At 42.9% G+C, this 21,634-nt stretch carries 24 protein-coding genes and 1 other RNA gene; 9 read left to right on the top strand and 16 right to left on the bottom strand.

Annotation, left to right across the window (positions count from 1 at the left end; translation table 11 throughout):
• Positions 1-26: 26 nt before the first annotated feature.
• From A7D14_RS20040 to A7D14_RS09660, 4 genes are all read right to left on the bottom strand, one after another.
• Positions 27-188: a hypothetical protein gene (locus A7D14_RS20040; protein ID WP_176712399.1), complete on the bottom strand. Its 162-nt coding sequence runs from the start codon at positions 186-188 to the stop codon at positions 27-29.
• A 17-nt stretch (positions 189-205) separates the two neighbouring features.
• Positions 206-589 (bottom strand): hypothetical protein, encoded by a 384-nt coding sequence (locus tag A7D14_RS09670; RefSeq protein ID WP_141673333.1) that lies wholly within the window; start codon positions 587-589, stop codon positions 206-208.
• 150 nt (positions 590-739) lie between these two features.
• Positions 740-2,611 (bottom strand): ABC-F family ATP-binding cassette domain-containing protein, encoded by a 1,872-nt coding sequence (locus A7D14_RS09665; RefSeq protein ID WP_067033490.1) that lies wholly within the window; start codon positions 2,609-2,611, stop codon positions 740-742.
• Positions 2,612-2,633: 22 nt separating this feature from the next.
• Positions 2,634-3,803 (bottom strand): DUF4105 domain-containing protein, encoded by a 1,170-nt coding sequence (locus A7D14_RS09660; RefSeq protein WP_067033486.1) that lies wholly within the window; start codon positions 3,801-3,803, stop codon positions 2,634-2,636.
• A gap of 101 nt (positions 3,804-3,904) precedes the next feature.
• Here A7D14_RS09660 and A7D14_RS09655 point away from each other — a divergent pair, with 101 nt between their 5' ends.
• Both A7D14_RS09655 and A7D14_RS09650 read left to right on the top strand, forming a co-directional pair.
• Positions 3,905-4,636: a CDP-alcohol phosphatidyltransferase family protein gene (locus A7D14_RS09655; protein WP_067033482.1), complete on the top strand. Its 732-nt coding sequence runs from the start codon at positions 3,905-3,907 to the stop codon at positions 4,634-4,636.
• Entirely contained in the window at positions 4,626-5,060 is a 435-nt protein-coding gene (locus A7D14_RS09650) for a PH domain-containing protein (protein ID WP_067033479.1), read from the top strand. The genes A7D14_RS09655 and A7D14_RS09650 overlap by 11 nt, the downstream gene beginning before the upstream one ends.
• Here the strand turns inward: A7D14_RS09650 and lptB are convergent.
• From lptB to A7D14_RS09630, 4 genes are read right to left on the bottom strand one after another with little or no spacing between them, the layout of a single operon-like run.
• A complete protein-coding gene (gene lptB, locus A7D14_RS09645; RefSeq protein ID WP_067033475.1) occupies positions 5,057-5,797 on the bottom strand; it encodes an LPS export ABC transporter ATP-binding protein in 741 nt (246 codons plus the stop codon). The two genes, A7D14_RS09650 and lptB, sit on opposite strands and share 4 nt — an antisense overlap.
• A gap of 57 nt (positions 5,798-5,854) precedes the next feature.
• Positions 5,855-6,208 (bottom strand): carboxymuconolactone decarboxylase family protein, encoded by a 354-nt coding sequence (locus A7D14_RS09640; RefSeq protein WP_067033472.1) that lies wholly within the window; start codon positions 6,206-6,208, stop codon positions 5,855-5,857.
• Positions 6,195-7,037, bottom strand: coding sequence for a twin-arginine translocase subunit TatC (tatC, locus tag A7D14_RS09635; protein ID WP_067033469.1), 843 nt, complete (start codon positions 7,035-7,037; stop codon positions 6,195-6,197). Before tatC ends, A7D14_RS09640 begins: the two co-directional genes overlap by 14 nt.
• Positions 7,037-8,002 carry an SIS domain-containing protein gene (locus tag A7D14_RS09630; protein ID WP_067033465.1) on the bottom strand — a complete coding sequence of 322 codons (966 nt, stop codon included), beginning with the start codon at positions 8,000-8,002 and terminating at the stop codon, positions 7,037-7,039. The genes tatC and A7D14_RS09630 overlap by 1 nt, the downstream gene beginning before the upstream one ends.
• Positions 8,003-8,187: 185 nt before the next feature.
• Here A7D14_RS09630 and A7D14_RS09625 point away from each other — a divergent pair, with 185 nt between their 5' ends.
• Entirely contained in the window at positions 8,188-10,389 is a 2,202-nt protein-coding gene (locus A7D14_RS09625) for an ATP-dependent DNA helicase RecQ (RefSeq protein ID WP_067033552.1), read from the top strand.
• Here A7D14_RS09625 and A7D14_RS09620 read toward each other — a convergent pair.
• From A7D14_RS09620 to A7D14_RS09605, 4 genes are all read right to left on the bottom strand, one after another.
• Positions 10,386-10,727 carry a DUF2752 domain-containing protein gene (locus tag A7D14_RS09620; protein ID WP_176712398.1) on the bottom strand — a complete coding sequence of 114 codons (342 nt, stop codon included), beginning with the start codon at positions 10,725-10,727 and terminating at the stop codon, positions 10,386-10,388. The two genes, A7D14_RS09625 and A7D14_RS09620, sit on opposite strands and share 4 nt — an antisense overlap.
• 40 nt (positions 10,728-10,767) lie before the next feature.
• A complete protein-coding gene (locus A7D14_RS09615; RefSeq protein WP_067033459.1) occupies positions 10,768-11,055 on the bottom strand; it encodes a CD225/dispanin family protein in 288 nt (95 codons plus the stop codon).
• A gap of 122 nt (positions 11,056-11,177) precedes the next feature.
• The gene (locus A7D14_RS09610) at positions 11,178-11,510 is read right to left on the bottom strand and encodes a CCC motif membrane protein (protein ID WP_067033455.1); all 333 of its coding nucleotides are present in this window, start codon (positions 11,508-11,510) and stop codon (positions 11,178-11,180) included.
• A 10-nt stretch (positions 11,511-11,520) separates the two neighbouring features.
• On the bottom strand, positions 11,521-11,856 hold the full coding sequence (locus tag A7D14_RS09605) for a DUF2752 domain-containing protein (RefSeq protein ID WP_313790840.1): 336 nt from the start codon (positions 11,854-11,856) through the stop codon (positions 11,521-11,523).
• Between the two features lie 65 nt (positions 11,857-11,921).
• Between A7D14_RS09605 and A7D14_RS09600 the strand changes: the two genes are divergently transcribed.
• A complete protein-coding gene (locus A7D14_RS09600; protein ID WP_067033446.1) occupies positions 11,922-12,464 on the top strand; it encodes a Smr/MutS family protein in 543 nt (180 codons plus the stop codon).
• A gap of 5 nt (positions 12,465-12,469) precedes the next feature.
• Here A7D14_RS09600 and A7D14_RS09595 read toward each other — a convergent pair whose 3' ends face one another.
• The gene (locus A7D14_RS09595) at positions 12,470-12,988 is read right to left on the bottom strand and encodes a hypothetical protein (protein ID WP_067033442.1); all 519 of its coding nucleotides are present in this window, start codon (positions 12,986-12,988) and stop codon (positions 12,470-12,472) included.
• Between the two features lie 110 nt (positions 12,989-13,098).
• Between A7D14_RS09595 and A7D14_RS09590 the strand changes: the two genes are divergently transcribed.
• The gene (locus tag A7D14_RS09590) at positions 13,099-14,247 is read left to right on the top strand and encodes a cysteine desulfurase family protein (RefSeq protein WP_067033439.1); all 1,149 of its coding nucleotides are present in this window, start codon (positions 13,099-13,101) and stop codon (positions 14,245-14,247) included.
• A gap of 4 nt (positions 14,248-14,251) precedes the next feature.
• Here A7D14_RS09590 and A7D14_RS09585 read toward each other — a convergent pair whose 3' ends face one another.
• From A7D14_RS09585 to A7D14_RS09575, 3 genes are read right to left on the bottom strand one after another with little or no spacing between them, the layout of a single operon-like run.
• The gene (locus A7D14_RS09585) at positions 14,252-14,902 is read right to left on the bottom strand and encodes a hypothetical protein (protein WP_067033436.1); all 651 of its coding nucleotides are present in this window, start codon (positions 14,900-14,902) and stop codon (positions 14,252-14,254) included.
• A 9-nt stretch (positions 14,903-14,911) separates the two neighbouring features.
• Positions 14,912-17,344: a carboxypeptidase-like regulatory domain-containing protein gene (locus A7D14_RS09580; RefSeq protein ID WP_067033433.1), complete on the bottom strand. Its 2,433-nt coding sequence runs from the start codon at positions 17,342-17,344 to the stop codon at positions 14,912-14,914.
• A gap of 40 nt (positions 17,345-17,384) precedes the next feature.
• A complete protein-coding gene (locus A7D14_RS09575) occupies positions 17,385-19,076 on the bottom strand; it encodes a M23 family metallopeptidase (RefSeq protein WP_067033430.1) in 1,692 nt (563 codons plus the stop codon).
• Positions 19,077-19,244: 168 nt separating this feature from the next.
• On the opposite strand from A7D14_RS09575, the gene A7D14_RS09570 reads away from it, so the two are divergent.
• From A7D14_RS09570 to rny, 4 genes are all read left to right on the top strand, one after another.
• On the top strand, positions 19,245-19,535 hold the full coding sequence (locus tag A7D14_RS09570; protein WP_067033427.1) for a hypothetical protein: 291 nt from the start codon (positions 19,245-19,247) through the stop codon (positions 19,533-19,535).
• 14 nt (positions 19,536-19,549) lie between these two features.
• Positions 19,550-19,843, top strand: a complete 294-nt coding sequence (locus A7D14_RS09565) for a cell division protein ZapA (RefSeq protein WP_067033424.1) — start codon at positions 19,550-19,552, stop codon at positions 19,841-19,843.
• A gap of 54 nt (positions 19,844-19,897) precedes the next feature.
• A non-coding RNA gene (gene ssrS / locus A7D14_RS09560) (6S RNA) lies at positions 19,898-20,007 on the top strand.
• Between the two features lie 52 nt (positions 20,008-20,059).
• Entirely contained in the window at positions 20,060-21,631 is a 1,572-nt protein-coding gene (rny, locus tag A7D14_RS09555; protein WP_067033414.1) for a ribonuclease Y, read from the top strand.
• Positions 21,632-21,634 lie beyond the last annotated feature (3 nt).

Raw genomic sequence — 21,634 nt, 5'->3', positions numbered from 1 at the left:
ATTGTTTACTGTTGATTGTTCATTGATTATTGTTCATTGTCGCGTTCACGTTTTCGCTTTCCTTCCATAAACCTGCGGGACTTTCTGCGACGGGTCGCTCTTTTGTTCCGAAACAGAATGATCAAATAAATCAGTCCCAAAACCGCAAGAACATACCAAATAGTGTTATCCGTTGCTGCATTTTCCATAACTTAAAGTTACTTTTTTAAATTCGAATAGTGAAATGTTCCTTCACCTGCTCCTCTCGGATGAAGATGGCACCGCAATGGAACATGTCCATACTTACCGTGATGTTGGGTGAAGCAATCAGATTTTCCCAATCTTCCAACCTCTTTTTGTCATGGTAAATCCCATCCACCAAAACCATGCTGCCATTATGGAGTTTTCCTTCGGAAAGAAGCGTGGTGAATTTTGATATATTCATGTGGTCCGTATAAACAATATCCACGGTGGATCTATCAAAATACATATCCTGAAATGTGTCCCTAACCCGTTCTTCAACCTCGGGAGAATTATCGATTAGGACTTTTTTATAATTGAAGTAACCAATGCTCTTCAACAACACATTCATGGTCTTGTTGCTGCTCATTTTTTCTTTGGAATACAAACATTTTGTTACAAAATTGAAGACAAAAGGGGAGTGCACACCATGTTCGTTAGTAGACTTAATGAGAAATTTGAGATAAGAAATCAACTTGTAGTACATAAAACACCCCTAAAGTCCCTTCAAGGGGACAATTTATCCCTCTAAAATGGCAGAAAGTTCGAACCAACGTTCTGTTTTCTCTTCAATGGCATCGGAAACCTCCTTAAGCTCAATGGAAAGTTGATCAATCTCATCACCGCTCAGTTCAGGATTGGAAAATTTGTTTTGCAGAACCTCTTTTTGCTCCTCCAATTTCTGAATATCCTTTTCCAATTGTTTGTATTCTTTTTGTTCCAAATAGGATAGTTTGCCATTACTAGTATCTCTCCATGTATTTTCCGTTTTTTCGGAGGAAGCGGTTTTGTTTTCCCGTTCTTCAATGACCTTGCTGTTTTCATACACCCGATAATCGGAATAGTTGCCGGGAAAATCCTCTATCACCCCGTCTCCTTTGAAAATGAACAAATGGTCCACGATCTTGTCCATAAAATAACGATCGTGCGAAACCACAATGAGGCAGCCGGGAAAGTCGAGCAGAAAACTTTCCAACACATTTAGGGTAACAATGTCCAGGTCGTTGGTAGGTTCATCCAGAATCAAAAAATTGGGATTTTGAATGAGCACGGTACAGAGGTAGAGCCGTTTTCGTTCCCCACCACTGAGTTTTTCAACAAAGTCATACTGCTTTTTGCGGTCAAAGAGAAACCGTTCCAACAGTTGTTGGGCCGAAATTTGCCTCCCTTTTTTCAGGGGAATGTAATCGCCGAACTCACGAATGACATCAATGACCTTTTGGCCTTCTTTTACGGGAATTCCCTTTTGGGTATAGTAGCCAAATTTTAGGGTGTCGCCTACTACCACTTTTCCACCATCAACAGCTTCCCTTTCCGTAAGTATATTCAAAAAAGTGGACTTTCCGGTGCCATTTTTCCCGATGATCCCCACACGTTCCCCTTTGCTGAAATTATAATCGAACTTATTTAAGATGACCTTATCGTCATACGTTTTGGAGACATTATGGAGTTCCAAAATCTTACTGCCCAGGCGTTCCATGTTCAGTTCCAGCTCTACCTCGTGCTCTTTTCTTCGTTGATGCGCCCTTTTTTTGATTTCGTTGAAGTCATCAATACGCGATTTGGATTTGGTGGTTCGGGCTTTGGGCTGTCTTCGCATCCAGTCCAGTTCTTTTTTGAACAATAGTTTGGATTTGTGCTGTTCCACGGCCTCGCGCTCCATTCGGGCATCTTTTTCCCTAAGATAATAGCTGTAATTCCCTTTGTATGTGTAAAGTTGATTGTTGTCCAGCTCCAATATCTCATTGCAGACCCGGTCCAAAAAATAACGGTCGTGGGTCACCATGAACAGCGTAATGTTTTCTTTGGAAAAATAGGCTTCCAGCCATTCGATCATTTCCAAGTCCAAATGGTTGGTGGGCTCGTCCATGATCAGCAAATCTGGTTTGTTCAGCAAAACATTGGCCAAGGCCAACCGCTTTTTTTGTCCACCGGAGAGGGTGTTCACCTTGGCATCCAGCTTCGTCAACTGCAATTTGAATAGAATTTGCTTGTATTGGGTCTCAAAATCCCATGCATTATGACGTTCCATGGCCTCAAAAGCCTTCTGGTAACGATCCGTGTCCTCAGGATTTTCCATGGCCTTTTCATAGGTGGCGATAACCTTTAAAATCTCATTGTCCGTAGTGAAAATGGTCTCTTCAACGGTCAAATTGGGATTAAGATTAGGCTCTTGTTCCAAAAAAGCGACTTTGGTATCCTTTCTAACCGTTACCTGACCGGTTTCCGAAGTATCCTTCCCGGACATGATGTTGAGAATGGAGGTCTTTCCACTCCCATTTTTGGCGATCAATGCAATCTTTTGGTCCTTGTTGATTCCAAAGGAAATACCGGAAAACAGGACCAATTCCCCATAAGATTTAGATATGTTCTCTACTGTTAGTAAGTTCATGGGTATGGATTAAAGGCCAATCCTAAAGTTTGGTATATCTGATTAGATAGCTATACCGAATTGCCAAGGTCAAAAGTACGGGAATCACTACGGGTGAAAAAATTTGGATATGGAATATCCATAATACCAACATAATTCCCATGAGGCCTAAGGCAGTGTACAAATATTTTATGGACCATTCGGGTAGTTTGTCCTCAAACACAAAAATAAAGGCCACAATGGCATTGAGAGGGAAAGCCCATAAAATGTTGAAGTTGTTTGGGGTTGAGGTATGGTCCGTGGCGAACCAAAGAAAAACCAAAAAGATTCCTATCAAACCTGTGATGAAGAACAACGAAAAATCCAACCAACGGCTTCTGGCCTTATGTTTGTAGTCAAAATAGGTGACAATTCCGGTGAACACCAAGAGCAAAACAAACCAGAACAAGGGTGTAAGCGGGAAAAAGTTTTGCCCTTCATGTTCATTATAGTCCAAGATAGTCCGCTCTCGCTTCAAAAGGGGTTTCCCATCTTTGGTGGTATGTCGTATTTGCATCATGGCGTAATACGGTAGAAACATGTGTTCTTGAACGGTAGCCGTTCGGTCCACATTGGATCCAAAAGCGAGGTCTATACCGAACATGGACCATGAATTGTTGTCCAAAAATTGCCTGACCAGCTGTCTGAAGCTATACTGTTCTTCCAAATAAGAACCATCAAATACTATGGCATCGCCATATTGTTGCTTTAAAATTTTGCCCGTAATGCTGGAACAGTTGTTCAATAGCGGGTCGTACAAATAGTCCCGATTTTGCGGTAGGTAGTTTTCCTCAAAAAAGGCAAGCAATTGGTTTCTTTCTTCCAATGTAAGGTCCAAAATCTGTTCCTTGACCCATCTTTTTTCCAATTCGTATTCAAAAAGGAAATCATCAAAGCTCCTTCTGGAAAGGGAATAGATCATTCTTCCCTTAACAAAATTGAGGTAGAAATTGGGTTGGTTAAAATCAAAGGTGCCATAGTTGTAGACCACATCAATGCCCAAAACAGGGTCCTGAACCCGGAACGCACTATGGCCAAAGGCATAATACAGTTCGTCCCCGGCAGCACAGGTGAGCAGGCTTATTTGGGATTTCTCTGAGAGTTGGGGTGCCTGGGAAAATGTTTGGAACCCAACCAAGAGCAGCAATAGAAAAAAGAAAAGCCGTTGTTTCATTTTCAAGATTGTCTCGGCAAATATCAGAATAAATACGACTCTGCCGAACATCAAAATCCAACAGTTTGTTTTTTACTGTATTTTTACGGAAACCGAACTGTATGAAGTCCTATATTCCCAACTTGCTAACTTTATTGAATGTTTTTAGTGGTTGTGTGGCCACTGTTTTTGCCGTGCTCAACCATTTGGAATTGGCCGCACTCTTTGTTTTCATTGGCATATTTTTCGATTTTTTTGATGGATTGGCAGCTCGTGCCCTGAATGTGAAAAGTGAGGTAGGGGTGCAGTTGGACTCCTTGGCCGATGTGATCACCAGTGGATTGGTCCCCGGCATTGTCATGTTCCAATTGCTCAATATGGCCGAGCGGGGCGGATGGAACCTCGGTTTTTTTGGCCATGATGATGAAATGACGGTACTGCCCTTTTTCGGTTTTATGATCACCTTGGCATCTGCTTATCGATTGGCCAAGTTCAATGTGGATGAGAACCAAGTTTCGTCGTTTAAGGGCTTGCCCACTCCGGCAAACGCTTTGTTGATTCTTTCCCTTCCTTTGATTTTGCTCTACCATAATAATGAAGTGCTCAGTGGCATCATTCTCAACCAATGGTTTTTGATGGGGTTGACCGTGGTAAGTGCCTATTTGTTGAACTCTCCCATAGCACTTTTCGCCCTAAAATTTGATAATTGGAGTTTTAAGGACAATGGGGTTAAATATTTGTTCTTGATCGGAAGTTTGGTGATGCTGTTGACCCTAAAATTTTTGGCCATCCCCTTAATTATTGTTTTTTATCTACTAGCATCGATTTTAATTCCTAAAAAAGATGGAAAATAAAAATCATAAGGTATATCCCTCAAAAGTAGGCTGGGGTCTACTCGCAATTGTACTTTTAGGTTTTGGTGTGGGCATATACCATACAATTGATCAAGGTCTGTGGGTAGATTTGGCCATACAAACTGGAATATTACTTTTAGTAGTCCTTCTTTTTAACTCTATTTCCTACGAAGTCAATGAAAAGAATTTGGTAGTTAAAGTATTCTTTTGGTTCAGAAAAGTAATACCCATTGATTCCATTACTGGGATGGTGGAAACCAATACCCTGATATCATCGCCTGCGGCATCATTGGATCGTTTGGAAATATTGTATGGTAAATACAAGAGTGTGGTGATTTCCCCGAAAGATAAGATGGGATTTATTGAACATTTAAAATCGCTGTCACCTTCAATAGTGGTAAAAATGAAGAAGAGAAAGGATTAAAAATCCAATTTCTTTTTTCGGAGCTCAAAGTTTTGCCCCAAATACACCTTCCGCACCATTTCATCCACGGCCAATTCCTCGGGAACTCCAGCTTTAAGAATTCCACCCTCAAACATTAAATAGGAACGTTCGGTAATGGCCAAGGTTTCCTGTACGTTGTGGTCGGTGATCAAAATACCGATATTTTTGTTCTTCAATTGGGCTACAATCCGCTGAATGTCCTCCACGGCAACAGGGTCAACCCCGGCAAAAGGCTCATCCAACAGAATAAATTTGGGGTCTGTGGCCAGGGCTCGGGCAATTTCGGTACGGCGGCGTTCCCCCCCAGACAATAAATCGCCTCGGTTCTTGCGAATATGTCCCAGACCAAACTCATCAATGAGCGATTCCATTTTCATGTGCTGTTCCTTTTTGCTCAAGTTGGTCAATTGGAGTACACTAAGAATATTCTTTTCAATGCTCAATTTTCGAAAAACAGAAGCTTCCTGTGCCAGATACCCAATACCGTTTTGGGCCCTTTTGTACATGGGGAAGGAGGTTATCTCCATATTGTCTAGGAAAATTTTGCCCCCGTTGGGCTTTATCAGGCCCACGATCATATAAAAAGAGGTGGTCTTCCCGGCCCCATTGGGTCCCAAAAGCCCTACAATTTCACCTTGGTTTACTTCGAGCGATATGCCCTTAACGACTTTTCGGCCACGGTAGGCCTTCATGATATTTTCTGCGCGTAGCTTCATAGGAATTTGCCAAAACTAAACATATTCTCCTTCAAGGAAAGGGTCTTTGGGATTTTTTTAAGCTTCGTTTTCCTCCAAAGCTTCCCAAAATTCGTAGGCCCTTCTTAGGTGGGGAACTACTATGGTGCCACCTACCAGGGTGGCAATGCCCAAGGTTTCCATGACCTCTTCTTTATTGGCGCCTGCCTTTTTGGAGCTTTCCAGATGGTATTTCACGCAATCATCGCAACGTAGGACCGCCGATGCCACCAAGCCCAAAAGTTCTTTGGTTTTCACATCAAGCGCACCGGCCATATAGGCGTTGGTATCCAGATTGAAGATACGTTTGATGAGTTTATTGTTGTCCGCCAAGAGTTTTTCGTTCATTTTGGAACGATAGGCATTGAACTCGTCTACTTTATGATTTGGCATTTTTCCTTTCTTTTTCTTTTTTGGCTTCTCTTTTTACGACCACTTTGGAAATATAGATGCTTATCTGGTACAAGATCAATACAGGAATGGCCACCACAATTTGACTGGTAATATCGGGAGGTGTGATAATTGCCGAAAGAATCAATACGATCACCAGCGCAATTTTTCTATATTTTTTAAGGATTTCCGGAGTTACCAATCCCACCTTGGTCAAAAAGAAAATGATAATGGGCAGTTCAAACATGATACCGCAGGCTATCACAGCAGCCCGCACAGTTCCGATGTAGGAAGCCAAATCAATCTCATTACTGACCAGGTCGCTTACTTTGTAGGTGCCCAAAAAGTTGATGGATAACGGAGCAACCACATAATATCCGAACAATACTCCTATGAAAAACAATAACGAGGCAGTAAAAATAAATCCTCTGGAATATTTTCTTTCCTTTTCATAGAGCCCCGGGCTGATAAAACGCCATATTTCCCAAAGAATATAGGGGAACCCAATAATTACACCCGCCCAGATTGAGGTCCAGATGTGGGCGGAGAACTGACCGGCCATCAACCTACTTTGAATGGTAAACGGAAGTTCATCACCACAAAAATCGGAATCAATACCAAAAAAGGTTGCAATGTTGCAGAAAAACCGATAGGTGGGAAAATCCATGCTCTTTGGACCAAAGATGATTCCAAAGACAAAGTCTTTCATCACAAATGCAACACAGGCCACAATAACTACCGCCAAGGTGGATCTGATCAAATGCCACCGTAATTCCTCCAAATGGTCCAAAAAGGACATTTCATCTGGGCTTTTCTTGTCTTTTTTTGCCATTATAGGATTCCCTCGTTTATAAGGTTATGGATATGGACCACGCCAGCGTAGTCGCCATTTTCAAAGGCCAGGAGTTGGGAAATTCCACTTTCCTGGAGCATTTTCAACGCTTTTACCGCCAAGGTATCCACCTCTACCGTTTTTGGATTGGAGGTCATGATGTCCTGGGCAGTCAGTCCACTAATATTGTCATATTTGCTCAACATCCTTCGGATGTCTCCATCGGTAACCACGCCAACCACATTTCCTTCTTTCATCACTGCGGTGACCCCCAACATTTTTTCAGAAATTTCCACAATTACTTCTTTTACGCTTGAGTTGACATCGACCTGTGGTTTCTGATTGTTCACCACAATGTCCGCCACCCGCAAATATAGCCTTTTACCCAATGATCCACCCGGATGATATTTGGCAAAATCCGAACTACTGAACCCTCTCAGTTCCAAAAGGCAGATGGCAAGCGCGTCGCCCATGGCCATTTGTGCCGAAGTACTGGTGGTAGGGGCCAAATTGTTGGGGCAAGCCTCTTTTTCCACATAGGTGCTCAAAACAAAATCGGCCTGTTTGGCCAAAATGGAATCCATATTGCCGGTAATCCCAATTAATTTGTTCTTGGCGATTTTTATGAGCGGAAGCAAAGCTTTGATCTCTGGGGTGTTCCCACTTTTGGAAAGGCACACCACCACATCGTTTTCCTGTATGGTGCCCAAATCCCCGTGAATGGCATCCGCGGCATGCATAAAAGAGGCCGGGGTGCCTGTGGAATTGAGGGTGGCCACGATCTTGGAGGCCACAATGGCACTTTTGCCAACGCCCGAGACCACAACCCTTCCCTTGGATTCCAATATATATTGCACGGCATGTGCAAATTGGTCGTCAAGTTGGTCGATCAAGTTGAAGATGGCCTTGCTCTCTATCTCAAGGGTTCTTTTGGCGATGGTTAAAATTGACTTGGCGTCGTTCAAGATAATAAACAGATTTAACTAATTGTATTCCTAAAAGAATGTCTTATATTTAAGATTACAAAACTAATCAAACTATCTTTTATGTACCATTATGGAAGATAGAATACTTCCTACTTTTGATTGATGTGAAAAATAACAGCTTCAACACCTTTTTAGGTTGCTTGCAATAAATGAAAAATGCGGAAATGAGCCTAGCGGACACTGACTTACATGCTTCCCTGAAAAAATATTTTGGGTTTTCAAAATTTAAAGGGCTACAGGAAAAAGTAATTCAAAATATTCTTGACAATAAAGACACCTTTGTAATAATGCCCACAGGAGGCGGAAAATCACTTTGCTACCAACTCCCGGCCCTTATGAAGGAAGGTACGGCCATTGTGGTTTCCCCTTTGATCGCTTTGATGAAAAATCAGGTTGATGCCATCCGTGGCATCTCTGAACAGACAGGGATAGCCCATGTGTTGAATTCTTCCCTGACCAAGACCGAGATAAAACAGGTAAAGGAGGACGTTTCCAATGGCGTCACCAAACTGTTGTATGTGGCACCGGAATCCTTGACCAAGGAAGAAAATGTTGATTTTTTAAGAAAAGTGACCCTTTCCTTTGTGGCTGTGGACGAAGCGCACTGCATCTCGGAGTGGGGACATGATTTTAGGCCCGAGTACCGTAACCTTAAAGGCATCATCAACAGATTGGGTGATGATATTCCCATTATTGGCCTTACCGCCACGGCGACGCCAAAAGTACAAGAAGATATCATCAAGAACTTGGGGATGACAGATGCCAAGGTATTCAAGGCATCCTTTAACCGGCCCAATTTGTTTTATGAAGTCCGACCCAAAACCCAAAATGTAGATGCCGATATTATCCGGTTTGTTAAAAAAAATCAGGGGAAATCGGGAATCATTTATTGTTTAAGCAGGAAGCGTGTAGAGGAATTGGCGCAAGTGCTACAGGTCAATGGGGTCAGTGCCGTGCCGTACCATGCCGGTTTTGATGCCAAGACACGATCTAAATATCAGGACATGTTCCTGATGGAGGAAGTGGATGTGGTTGTGGCCACCATTGCATTCGGAATGGGTATAGACAAGCCCGATGTTCGCTTTGTGATCCATCATGATATTCCCAAGAGCATAGAAAGTTACTATCAAGAAACTGGTCGAGCAGGAAGAGATGGCGGTGAAGGGCATTGTTTGGCCTTCTATGCCTATAAAGATGTTGAAAAGCTTGAAAAATTTATGTCCGGTAAACCTGTTGCCGAACAGGAAATTGGCAACGCTTTACTTCAAGAAATTGTAGCGTATGCCGAAACCTCCATATCCCGAAGAAAGTTCATCCTCCACTATTTTGGTGAGGAATTTGACGAAGTCAATGGCGAAGGTGCCGATATGGACGACAATGCCCGAAATCCAAAGCCCAAAGAAGAAGCCAAGGATGAGGTGGTGAAACTCCTGAGTGTGGTGCGCGACACCAATGAAAAATTCAAGACCAAGGAGATTGTGCGCATTTTGGTTGGGAAGACCAATGCCATGATATCGTCCCATAAAACCGATGAAAAGGAATTTTTTGGCATTGGGGCCGATAAAGATAAAATGTACTGGATGGCCCTGACAAGGCAGGTTTTGGTGGCCGGGTTGTTGAAAAAGGAGATAGAACGTTATGGAATTCTACATTTGACCAAGGCCGGGGAGGAATTTCTCAAAAAACCGGAATCCTTCCAAATGACAAAGGACCACACATACACTGAGGAAAGCAATGATACCGTGGTGACTGCCGGCAAGTCTGGTGGGGCCGTAGCGGATGAAAACTTGCTGAAATTGCTCAAAGACCTTCGGAAAAGGGAGGCAACAAAGATTGGGGTTCCACCTTTTGTAGTGTTTCAAGACCCATCTTTGGAAGATATGTCCCTTAAATACCCCATTACCATGGATGAGCTTCTCAACATTCAGGGGGTGGGTGAAGGCAAGGCTAAAAAATATGGGCAGCCCTTTGTGAGCCTAATTGCCCAATATGTGGAAGAAAATGAGATTATCCGTCCAGATGATCTTGTGGTAAAGAGTACCGGAGCCAATTCAGCCTTAAAACTGTATGTGATCCAAAGTGTTGATAGAAAGTTGCCCTTGGATGACATTGCCTCGGCAAAGGGTTTGGAACTGCCCGATCTCATCAAAGAAATGGAGCAGATAGTGTTCAGCGGTACAAAATTGAATATTGGCTATTGGATCGATGAAATTTTGGATGAAGACCAGCAAGAAGAAATCCACGACTATTTTCTGGAAGCCGATACAGATTCCATTTCTGATGCCATTGAAGAGTTTGAAGGGGATTACGAGGATGAAGAACTCAGGCTCTACCGCTTAAAATTTATAAGTGAAGTGGCGAATTAAGGGGCCAAATACGCAAAAGGGGCCATGTTAAGATTCCGAAGGAACATAAAGAGTAGGACAATGACCAACACGATGATAGGAGCAAGCCTATAATTGAGGAAACTTCGAGTTTTAAGAATGCCTGTTTTCACCAACCCATGCTGTGCAATCACAAATAAGGCGGGAAGCAACAGTACATTATGGTTCATGGCGTCGCCAAGGCGCAAGTGGAGCAAATCATGTATGGCTCGCTGACTTCCGCAACCGGAACAGTAGATGCCCAGATATTGGTAAGACGGACATTTTGGAAAAAACAACCCCTTTTCAGGGTTGAAAGAAAAGTAAAGGAGTACTGCCATAACTGACAATACTCCCAAACCTAAAAGTACTATTGGTTTTTTAATAGTTCCCCGCATTGGCCAAACTTCCAAAAATTGCCAAGCCAAAGATGGCAAAATATACAATCCATATCAGTGCTGCTGCACCTAAGCCGATAAGAGCCCACATCTTGGCGTTTTTTGATGCACTTTGTGCTTCTGCGTATTCTCCCCTTGCATAGTGTTCATTTACCTTGGAGGCATAAATGATACTGGCTATTCCTGTTGCAATACAGCAGAAAATGGTGCTTAAAATGGCCAAAACCATATAATTGTTTGGCTTTGGCGGCATGTTTTGGTTGTTTTCCATTGGTTTTAGTATTTATTGGTGTTGTTTAAAAAATCATTTTGTTTTCTCAAATGCCATACCATTTTGCCACTCCAACCAGAGAATGGACTTTAAAGAAAATGATTTGCTTGGGTACGAATCAATTACTGCCCAAATAAATCTTCGATTGCTTCACGAAGAGCATCCGGGTCTTGCATGGTATCCCACCCAAATGTAGAATAGATCCAAACAATGTAGGCTATAAACAAGATGTTTAGCACTATTCCTATAATGGCCAATATTCTACCGGTCTTTACATTTTGTACACCTTCATACATTTCTGGATTGGCTGCATAAAGTTTTAGGGCTTTGTTGGCCAAAACCAAAGCGATTATACCAAATATGAGCCCAAGAATACCATAGCAACAGCAGGTTACGATGGAAACGATACCAAAGATTAGAATCAGCGTTGCATTAGGGAGTTTTTGTTGTTCCATAATTTATTTTTTAGTTAAAAAGGATGTTCATTTTTATAAGGTAACTCACCAATATGGCTCCCGCCGTGGTAAGCATGAGTATTAACTTTATTTGGTCTGCAAATTTGAATTTTATAAAAAGGGTTGAGACCAAAAAGGCCAATAATAGCATAAGGGGATAAATGGCGGGGAACATCTTAAAAGCGTCCAAAAATTCACCTTGTAAAAGTAAATGTACCGAGCGTTGCATACCACAGCCAGGACAGTCCAATCCAAACAATTTCTTGTTGAGACAGGGTAGCATATAGTCCTCCAAATTGACTAAAAAAATGGTTGGTTGTAGGTGCATCATCACTGTAACGGTCAAGAAAAATACTATTATTTTTGCTTATGGGATTAACTTTCCGGGATTTTTTTAACAAAGATTGAAGTATGGCCAGGATTGCTATTGGAGATAAGGTCGAAGTGCTGGATGAGCCCATTTCAGGACGGGTGGAATCCATCGATGGTGACACGGCCACCGTAATGACCCCTGAAGGTTTTCCGCTGAAATACCCCTTGAAGGAATTGGTTAAGGTTGAAAAAGGTATAAAAGTCTCCAATTTTGAAATTGCCCAGGTCAAGAAAGAAAAGGAACAACCCAAAAAAAGGCGGTCTACAAGTACCAAACCCAAAGAGCGGAATGCTCCCAAAATGGAAGTGGACCTCCATATTCACCAATTGGTGAAATCAAGTAAGGGGCTCAGTAATTTTGATATCCTCAACCTTCAGTTGGAAACCGCCAAACGACAGTTGGATTTTGCAATCAGTAAGCGTATCCAAAAAGTGGTTTTTATCCACGGAGTAGGGGAGGGAATCCTCAAGGAAGAACTGTACTACCTCTTCAAAAAGTATGACAACCTCAAGTATTACGATGCGGAATATCAAAAATACGGTTTGGGGGCCACGGAAGTCTATATTTTTCAGAATGGCTAGGGTTGTTATTCGGGGATGGCTGTGGTCACCTCCCCAAATTCACTGATGGTAAGGTCGGTAATCCGTTCATCGGTATCAGTGACAAAAGAAATACCGCTCAAGCGAATGGTGTGCACAAACTCTGTATTGTCTTCGTTGGCCGTTGTTTCAACAATAACGGTACCGTCTTGGGCTTCAATTTCCTCTACAACCGCAGGTTCGGTTGTAGGGATGTCATCGCAAAAATAATTTTTGGTGACACCGTCAGAAAAGATACGGTAGGTAATTTGGGATTGACCGGGAACGGCACTTTCAGTAGTTATAGTCTCCCCAACAACGCCATTGTTCAGCACACCACTTCTAAGCTCCAAAATCAAGGCCTCATCCTCATTTATTTTGAACATGATGTTTTTAGCGTTCCTAATGGGTGCAGTACAATATTGAATGGCAACACTGTCAAAATCTATAGTCTCAATTTGTAGGTCACCATCACTACAAGAAAGGAGCATCCCTGCGCAGAGGGTCAAAAAGAAATATTTTCCCATGCGCCAAATTTAAAGCAATTCCATTTTAATAGCCCAATCCTAGGGAATACTTTAAAAGAAATTAACTTTATTTCCCGTATTTTTGAGGGCTTAAAAAACTACTGCAGCCCATGCAAAAAGTGTATTTGGATAATGCGGCGACAACCCAGGTAAGGGATGAGGTCATTGCAAAAATGCAAGAGGCCTTGGCCGTGTACTACGGAAACCCATCGTCTACCCACAGCTTTGGTAGATCGGCAAAGACCGCTGTTGAAAAAGCTCGGAAAACCATTGCCAAAACCTTGAATGCACAACCTTCGGAAATTATCTTCACCTCCGGTGGAACTGAGGCGGATAATATGATTTTACGCTGTGCGGTCCGTGATTTGGGAGTGCAGACATTGATCACATCCAAAATAGAACACCATGCCGTGCTCCATACCGCGGAAGAATTGGAAAAGGAATATGGCATTTCCCTCAAATTTGTGGATTTGGATGAAAACGGTAATCCCAAATTGGACCACTTGGAAACTTTACTGACCCAAGATGATTCCAAAAAGTTGGCGAGCTTAATGCACGTAAACAATGAAATTGGAAATATTAGCGACATAAAGGCCATTGGAGAGCTGTGCCGGGAACATGGAGCGCTTTTCCATTCCGATACAGTGCAATCCATTGGACATTACCCTTGGGATGTACAAGCCGTCCCTGTTGATTTTATGACCGCAGCGGCGCATAAATTCCATGGGCCAAAGGGCATTGGCTTTGCCTTTATCCGTAAAAACTCCGGATTGAAGCCCCTGATTTTCGGCGGGGCACAGGAACGAGGCCATAGGGCAGGCACTGAATCCTTCCATAATATAGTGGGCTTGGAAGAGGCTTTTGTAAAGGCCTATGAGCATTTGGATGAAGAGACCCAAACGGTAAAAGAGCTGAAACAGTATTTTATCGATAGGGTGAAACAGGAAATCCCGGATGCAATTTTCAATGGCCTGTCAGGGGATTTGGAAAAAAGTACCTATACCTTGGTGAATGTTAGACTTCCGTTTGACAAACAAAAAGGGTTGATGCTCCTGTTTCATTTGGATATGAAAGGCATTGCCTGTTCCAAAGGAAGTGCCTGCCAGTCCGGGAGCAATTTGGGCTCGCATGTGCTTACGGAGATTCTTTCAGGAGCGGAATTGGAAAAGCCTTCTCTACGCTTTTCATTTTCCAAGTACAACACCAAGGAAGAATTGGACTATACCGTTCAGGTGCTCAAGGAATTTGCAGAGAGTTGATTGATCAGTCTTTGTTCTTTCGTTTCTTTTCTTTGTCGTATGGAAATTTACGGGACGCAGCCTTCATCATCTTGTCGATGAGTTCGGTGGTGTTCTTTCCGGTTTTTTTGGAGATTTCATTTTCGTATTTCCAGAGCAATTTTCCAGATTCCCCATCGCTTATTTTCACCCCGATGCGCCCATAATTGGCATCCCCGCTAAAATAATCCAGAAGGTTGAAGTCTGTGGGCACACCTTCGGAAAGTAGAATGTTCAGGTTGAGGTTTCCACTGATGATTCCGTCCACATCAAGAATTTTGCACAACTCTTGTGTAGTATGGATATCGATGTTGTCGTAATCAATACCATTTTGGGCCAGAAGGGCATTGGTATTGTTGATGTTCTGAAAGTCCACATTGAACTTTTTGCGTTGCTTTCGCTTGGAAAAATAGGTTTCCAATGCATTTTGCACGGCATATCCTTCCCGTTCGGCCAACACCTTCAGTTCATCACGGTCCACAACCTCTTTCAGTTCCAGATAGGCAATAAAGGGCATTATGGCCAGCACTTCGTGCTCTTCCGTAAGCTCATCGAACTTTCTGTTCTCATAAATGTTTTTCTGTGCCGATGCCATGGTGACGGCCAAGAACACAATTATGGAAACGATTTTTTTCATTGGTAAATATTAAAAACGCACCCCAAATTTTAGATTCAGAATACGACTTGTCAAATAGTTCGGCACAGCAAACTGCCTTTGGGTGTCCACATCCCTGACCCAGGTATTGGTAATGGAATTTTGGTTGTTGAACATATTGAAAATTTCAAAACCAACACTGAACTCCTTGAACTTGTGCAGCCAATGCCCTTGCGGATGTTTATTTTTTTCGTCTGCAAAAATATAGGAAATTCCCATATCCGCCCTTCTATAATCTCTTAATCTATTCTGAAAATTATAGGGATCGGCATAATTGGGACTTCCACCAGGGACACCGGTATTGTAAACAAGGTTAAGATAGAGTTTTACATTGGGGATACTCGGCACATAATCTTGGAACAATACCGCAAACTTTAGACGCTGATCGGTAGGCCTTGAAATGTAGCCACGGTCATCCCAATTTTCCTCTGTTTGAAGATACCCCAGACTCACCCATGATTGCGTACCCGGAACAAAGGCACCGGTAAGCCTAAAATCAAAACCAAAAGCGTATGCAACGGCATTGTTCTGGGCAGCATACCGTATGCGCACATCTTCAACGGTATAGGGGTTGACATTCGTTAAATCTTTGTAATACGCCTCACTGATGAGCGTAAAAGGCCTGTTCCACAAGGTAAAACTATATTCGCTGCCCAACACATAATGAATGGACTTTTGAGCCTCCACGTTGGGATTGACATTTCCGTTGCTATCCCTCAGCTCCCTATAAAAAGGGGGTTGCTGGTAACTTCCAATGGCCAAGCGGAACAACATATCCTTTTCCCAATTGGGTTTGATGGAGAATTTTCCCCTTGGGCTGAAAAGGGTTTGGGCATTTGTATTGAAACCATCTCCTTTTAAAACCCAATGGTGGGTTCTAACACCCAAGTTAAAATAAATATCATGTTCACCCCATTGGGTATGCCTTGCGTATTGCACAAAGCCGGACAATCGGTTTGTTTGTACATCATTGATGGCTTGGACACTTTCATAAGGGATGATATCGCCAGTAAAGGGTTCCTCGGGTTGATTGTTCACCAATTCGGAATTGGGTGGACGAATGATATATCCTGCGGAATCGATAAACTCAGACTCCCTAAACCGATCGTTGATGTCCTCATGGGTGAATTTTACCCCCCATTCCAAGATTTTCCCATTTTTGGAAAGCTTCCCTCGGTGCGAAATAGTAAAGATTAAAGCATCCAATTGGTTTCTGGCCCGGTTGAATTGGGAGCCAATTTCTCTTGGGTTGGTCACTTCCCCCAAGGTTTCACTGCCAAGATTGGTGTCCACATCGCCCAGTTCATAAGACGCTATGATATCGGAGAATTCCTGTTCTTGGGTATGGTAAGTAGATGTGGTGAATTCCAATTTGGTGTGGTCATTGGGAAAAATATCGGCCTTTAACGCTCCCAATGTATTGGTGTATTTATTTCTCTCCCTTCCTTGGTAATAGACCAGCAAGGCTCTTGGGTCATTTAATGTGCCAAAGTTGGTCTGTCTGGTCAGGGGGTCATTTTTATAGTCGTTGATGGAAAATGTCCGTAAAAAATTAAGATGGAACTTCTCGGAAAACCGATACGTGAGGTGGCTTTGAATATCCAAAAACCTAGGATTGAAATTGCCTTGGGTCTGAAGGCTGTTCAAAAACAGGCCATTATTCCTATAGCGAACCCCAGAAATAGTGGTGAACTTCTTGTTTTTGGATATGGTCTCCAAACTTCCACTGGCACCCAGCAAACTGCCGTCGGCGCGTAGTTCGAATGAGGTAGGAGTTTTATAGGTGATGTCCAAAACCGAGGATAATTTGTCGCCATACTTGGCCTGGAACCCGCCCGGAGAAAATTCAAGACCAGAGATCAAGTCGCTGTTCACAAAGCTCAGCCCTTCCTGTTGTGCAGAACGAATCAGAAAAGACCGATACACCTCAATGCCGTTGACATACACCAGATTTTCATCAAAATTACCACCACGAACATTGTACTGCGTACTCAGTTCATTGTTAAAGGATACGCCGGGCAACAACTTTAATATGTTTTCCACTCCGGCATTGGCCCCGGGTATCTTCCGGGCTATTTCGGGGGGAATCGTGGTAATCCCTTCAACACTTTTTCTTCCAGTGGCAGAAACATCGACACCGGCAATTTGAATGGCATCCGTTTTCATCACCGGATTGAACTCGAAGGTTTCGTTTGTGTTCAGAATGAGATTTTGCAAGACCACATTCCCATGGCCAATATGGGAAAAAGTAATGGTGTTGGGCGTATCTGCCACCAGTTCAAGGACGTAATTCCCGTTTTCATCGGAAACCGTGCCCAAATTCCCGGCAGCGATGTTTACATTGGAAATGGGTTGGCTGTCTTCATCCAATACCGTTCCCAGTACTGTGGCAGTCTGACCTTGGAGAACGGTGGCCCAAAGCATTAAAAGGAATACAATTATGGGCTTTGAATGGGTCAATATGTTATTTTCTGAAAAAGGTACTGGTAAACGTACTGCTGTTACCTACATTATCCGTAACGATAACTTCGAGTTCGCATTGTGTATCATCCACGATATTATCATCAAAATCATAGGTAATGGTATTGGTCTTTGGCTCATACTCCATCAGGATCCATTTTCCGTTCAAGGTAGCCCTGTAGGTATCAATTCCACTTAGATCATCGGTTATTTCCAAGCTCAGATAGCTATAATTGCTGAGCCATTGCTTTTCTTTAAAGTTTTTTGGGGAAATGGTGGGGGCAACACTGTCACGGGCAAGGGTGTAAGTCCCCAAATCCCGTGTTCGGGTGGTGAAAGAGCCGTCCCGTTTGTAGGTTGTGGCATAGGAAGGCCTCAAATCCTCATCCAATCTTGCTATGAACAATTGTCTTCTTTCGGAAAGCGGGTATTGGGATGGGTCAAAACTGATCGTAAAGTTTCGGTGTGCTGCCACGCTGTTGTCGTGTATGGTGACCGTATCCCTGCCCTTTTTTAGGTTGATGTAAAAATCTTCATAAAAGGTATTGGCTGGAAAGTAGACCTTGGCAACACCCAGGTCAAAATTGTTGGGCTTGCTGGCAATGATAAAATTTTCGGTGATTTTTTCGTCTTTTGTGATTTTTGGGATTTCCCTTTTTCCCTCCACGGGAATGACCAATTTGGTTTCATTGCCCTGAATATCGGAGATAAGGATTTCAACCGTATAGGACAGGCCTTCTTCCACATCAATTTTTCCATCACTGTAAAGGGTTTTGTATATCCCTAAGTGGTTGTAAGGTTCTTTGAAACATTTTTGGATACGCTGCCTGAACTTCCCAAAATGCTCATAATCGATCAAGGTGTTGATGTAGCGGGTCTCCCCAAAGGAAAACGTTTCAAAATCAAATTCTGAATACACCCTGCCATTGACGGTCTGCTTAACGGCATATACGCCATTTTTGTTGGCGGCCATGTCCAAACGGTCAAAACTGTCGATGCCAAATCCAATGGTACCAATAGCGGTCACCTTATCGGCCAAAAAAGAACCGTCCGCTTGTCGGGTATAATTGAGCTGTATTTTTTTGGCACTCTGGTTTATCAAGGCGTCATCGGATAATGGATATCCATAGAGTCCGAGTAGGGTAGGATTGGTTGCATCCCTTACATCATAGCCATAGAGGAGGGGATTGGTGGGTTTTTCGGTTACGCTGCTACGAATTTCAAAATGAAGGTGGGGTCCGGCGGAGCCGCCTGTATTTCCGGAATATGCAATTACGCTGCCTTTGGCGACTTTTAGTTCGCCATAATCGGGGAAAGCCTCTACCTCATAAGACTGCTTGGCGTATTGTATTTTTTTGATGTATTCCTCTATTTCCGGGCCAAATTTTCTGAGGTGGGCATATACGGAAGTGTAGCCATTGGGATGCGCCACATAAAGTGCCTTTCCATAACCCCAATGCGAGATTTTGATTCGGGTTACAGTTCCATCGGCAATGGCAAAAACAGGAAGTCCTTCCCTTTGTTGGGTCTTGATGTCCATCCCAGAATGGAAATGGTTGGAGCGGAGCTCGCCAAATGTACCTGCAAGTACCAAAGGAATTTCCAATGGGGGTTGAAAAACACCTTTAGGGTATTTTTCTTGCGCAGAAAGTACCAAGGTCGTTAATACAAGAACTCCAAAAATAGTGAGGCGCATATTATTTTCTGTTATTGCTTACGAAAGTAACCAATGTTTTTATTTGTAAAAAGCGATTTATAATGCCTTGTAAAACTTAAACCAATACTTTAAGAATATATCCAAAAACTATTGCGAGGTTATCCAAGGATGGTTAACTTTGTATAATACGCATTGACGTTTGCAATTATGGGCGAACTAGTTGAGATTGTTGATTCTTTGGAGAACAAGGTTAGCAAACTGTTGCACAAGATGGAACTGATGCATCAGGCCAACGCCAAGTTAAAAGAAGAATTGAGCCTCGCAAAAGAGGAGAACCAAATTCAACAGAACGCCATTTTGGAATGGGAAGAAAAGTACAATTCCTTAAAAATGGCAAGCTCAATGCTGGGTGGTAATACTAGTAAAACAGAAGCTAAGCTCAAAATAAATACATTGATCCGCGAATTGGATATTTGCATAGCCAAACTTGCAGATTAGTTTGAACTGAAATTATGGACGAGAAGCTCAAAATAAAGCTTTCCATAGCTGATAGGGTTTATCCGTTAACGATAGACCCCAAACAGGAAGAAGGATTGCGCAAAGCGGCCAAGAACATTGAGAATCTGGCCAAAAAATTTGAGCAAAACTATGCGGTAAGGGACAAACAGGACGTTTTGGCCATGTGTGCCCTTCAGTTCGCCTCAAAAATAGAGCAAAGTGGAATAGACCGCACGGAAAGTACCGAAGCAGCGTTTGAACGTCTCAAGGCATTGAACGACTTGGTGCATTCCAAACTCGGGGAATAAGTTCTTTTAAATAAAATATTGTTACTGCCCACATTGGTAATTAATTTTTGACAAACTCAACACTATAACAATTAGAAAGGGTGAGTTTAGGTTGTAAAAGCAGGCCCTACCTGTATAGGGATCCTTGAGCAGCTTGTTAGCCCTAAACCTGTAATTAGGAGTTTGTACAAAACTTCCATCAATGTGGGCTTTTTTTTTAACTAAACATAATTCAACATGGATAATATCATATTAGTTGCCGTAGCGGCTGTTGTTGGATTGGCGATAGGATTTGCAATTGCCAAGATGATGGAGAAGGGAAAAGCAACGAAGACCATTGCAAATGCCAAGAAAGAAGCAGCGGACATTATAAGGGAAGCGGAGAAAGAAGGGGAGAGCATCAAAAAAGACAAGATATTCCAGGCCAAGGAAAAATTCCTGGAATTGAAAGCGGAACATGAAAAGGTCATCAACAGCAAGGATAAAAAAATAGGAGAGGCCGAAAAACGAACCAGAGACAAAGAATCCCAAGTAAGCAGTGAACTGGCCAAGAACAAAAAACTGAACGAACAATTGGAGCAGCAGATCAGGGAAATGGACCATAAGAGTGAAATCCTTGACAAAAAACAATCCGAAGTGGAAAAGCTGCACAAGAGCCAAGTACAGCAGTTGGAAGTCATTTCTGGACTTTCTGCTGAAGATGCCAAGAGCCAGTTGTTGGAATCTTTAAAGGAAACGGCAAAATCCGATGCCATGGCCTATATGCAGAGTACTTTGGAAGAAGCAAAGCTTACCGCCCAACAAGAAGCCCGTAAAATTGTGATCAATACCATCCAACGTATAGGAACAGAAGAGGCCGTTGAGAATTGTGTATCTGTGTTCAATTTGGAATCTGATGATGTAAAAGGCCGTATCATTGGTCGTGAAGGACGAAATATACGTGCCTTGGAATCTGCTACTGGAGTTGAAATCATTGTGGACGATACCCCGGAGGCCATTATTCTTTCGTGCTTTGATTCGGTACGAAGAGAGGTTGCCCGATTGTCGTTGCACCGATTGGTCACTGATGGACGAATCCACCCCGCCCGTATCGAGGAAATCGTTAAGAAGACCGAAAAGCAAATCAATGAGGAGATTGCTGAAATTGGGAAGCGTACCGTAATCGATTTGGGTATCCATGGATTGCATCCTGAATTGATCAAAGCCGTGGGGCGAATGAAATATCGTTCTTCTTATGGACAAAACCTGTTGCAACACTCTAGGGAAGTGGCCAAACTCTGTGGGGTAATGGCTGCCGAGTTGGGGCTTAATCCAAAACTCGCCAAACGAGCCGGATTGCTGCATGATATTGGTAAAGTTCCCATGGCCGAAGTGGAGGTAGAAACCCCCCATGCTATTTTGGGAATGCAATGGGCCCAAAAATATGGTGAGAACAAAGAAGTTTGCAATGCCATTGGTGCCCACCACGATGAAGTGGAAATGACCACATTGATCTCTCCGATTGTTCAGGTATGTGATGCCATCAGCGGTGCACGCCCTGGGGCAAGAAGACAGGTTTTGGACTCCTATATCCAAAGATTGAAGGATTTGGAAGACATCGCTTTTGGGTTCAACGGAGTGCAAAAGGCCTATGCCATTCAGGCTGGTAGGGAGCTTCGTGTGATTGTGGAAAGTGAAAAAGTAAGCGACGACAAGGCCGCAGAACTTTCCTTTGAGATTTCACAAAAAATACAAACGGACATGACCTATCCCGGTCAGGTAAAGGTGACCGTGATCAGGGAGACCCGTTCCGTGAATGTGGCCAAGTAGAAG

The organism is Allomuricauda sp. CP2A, from assembly GCF_001683915.1.
Classification (GTDB): Bacteria; Bacteroidota; Bacteroidia; order Flavobacteriales; family Flavobacteriaceae; genus Flagellimonas.
This window is presented reverse-complemented; position numbering and strand designations above follow the sequence as displayed.

Coding starts and splice junctions, on each gene's coding strand:
- A7D14_RS20040 (WP_176712399.1), bottom strand. CDS start 188: ATGGAAAATGCAGCAACGGATAACACTATTTGGTATGTTCTTGCGGTT.
- A7D14_RS09670 (WP_141673333.1), bottom strand. CDS start 589: ATGAGCAGCAACAAGACCATGAATGTGTTGTTGAAGAGCATTGGTTAC.
- A7D14_RS09665 (WP_067033490.1), bottom strand. CDS start 2,611: ATGAACTTACTAACAGTAGAGAACATATCTAAATCTTATGGGGAATTG.
- A7D14_RS09660 (WP_067033486.1), bottom strand. CDS start 3,803: ATGAAACAACGGCTTTTCTTTTTTCTATTGCTGCTCTTGGTTGGGTTC.
- A7D14_RS09655 (WP_067033482.1), top strand. CDS start 3,905: ATGAAGTCCTATATTCCCAACTTGCTAACTTTATTGAATGTTTTTAGT.
- A7D14_RS09650 (WP_067033479.1), top strand. CDS start 4,626: ATGGAAAATAAAAATCATAAGGTATATCCCTCAAAAGTAGGCTGGGGT.
- lptB (WP_067033475.1), bottom strand. CDS start 5,797: ATGAAGCTACGCGCAGAAAATATCATGAAGGCCTACCGTGGCCGAAAA.
- A7D14_RS09640 (WP_067033472.1), bottom strand. CDS start 6,208: ATGCCAAATCATAAAGTAGACGAGTTCAATGCCTATCGTTCCAAAATG.
- tatC (WP_067033469.1), bottom strand. CDS start 7,037: ATGGCAAAAAAAGACAAGAAAAGCCCAGATGAAATGTCCTTTTTGGAC.
- A7D14_RS09625 (WP_067033552.1), top strand. CDS start 8,188: ATGAGCCTAGCGGACACTGACTTACATGCTTCCCTGAAAAAATATTTT.
- A7D14_RS09620 (WP_176712398.1), bottom strand. CDS start 10,727: ATGGCAGTACTCCTTTACTTTTCTTTCAACCCTGAAAAGGGGTTGTTT.
- A7D14_RS09615 (WP_067033459.1), bottom strand. CDS start 11,055: ATGGAAAACAACCAAAACATGCCGCCAAAGCCAAACAATTATATGGTT.
- A7D14_RS09610 (WP_067033455.1), bottom strand. CDS start 11,510: ATGGAACAACAAAAACTCCCTAATGCAACGCTGATTCTAATCTTTGGT.
- A7D14_RS09600 (WP_067033446.1), top strand. CDS start 11,922: ATGGCCAGGATTGCTATTGGAGATAAGGTCGAAGTGCTGGATGAGCCC.
- A7D14_RS09595 (WP_067033442.1), bottom strand. CDS start 12,988: ATGGGAAAATATTTCTTTTTGACCCTCTGCGCAGGGATGCTCCTTTCT.
- A7D14_RS09590 (WP_067033439.1), top strand. CDS start 13,099: ATGCAAAAAGTGTATTTGGATAATGCGGCGACAACCCAGGTAAGGGAT.
- A7D14_RS09585 (WP_067033436.1), bottom strand. CDS start 14,902: ATGAAAAAAATCGTTTCCATAATTGTGTTCTTGGCCGTCACCATGGCA.
- A7D14_RS09580 (WP_067033433.1), bottom strand. CDS start 17,344: ATGCTTTGGGCCACCGTTCTCCAAGGTCAGACTGCCACAGTACTGGGA.
- A7D14_RS09575 (WP_067033430.1), bottom strand. CDS start 19,076: ATGCGCCTCACTATTTTTGGAGTTCTTGTATTAACGACCTTGGTACTT.
- A7D14_RS09570 (WP_067033427.1), top strand. CDS start 19,245: ATGGGCGAACTAGTTGAGATTGTTGATTCTTTGGAGAACAAGGTTAGC.
- A7D14_RS09565 (WP_067033424.1), top strand. CDS start 19,550: ATGGACGAGAAGCTCAAAATAAAGCTTTCCATAGCTGATAGGGTTTAT.
- rny (WP_067033414.1), top strand. CDS start 20,060: ATGGATAATATCATATTAGTTGCCGTAGCGGCTGTTGTTGGATTGGCG.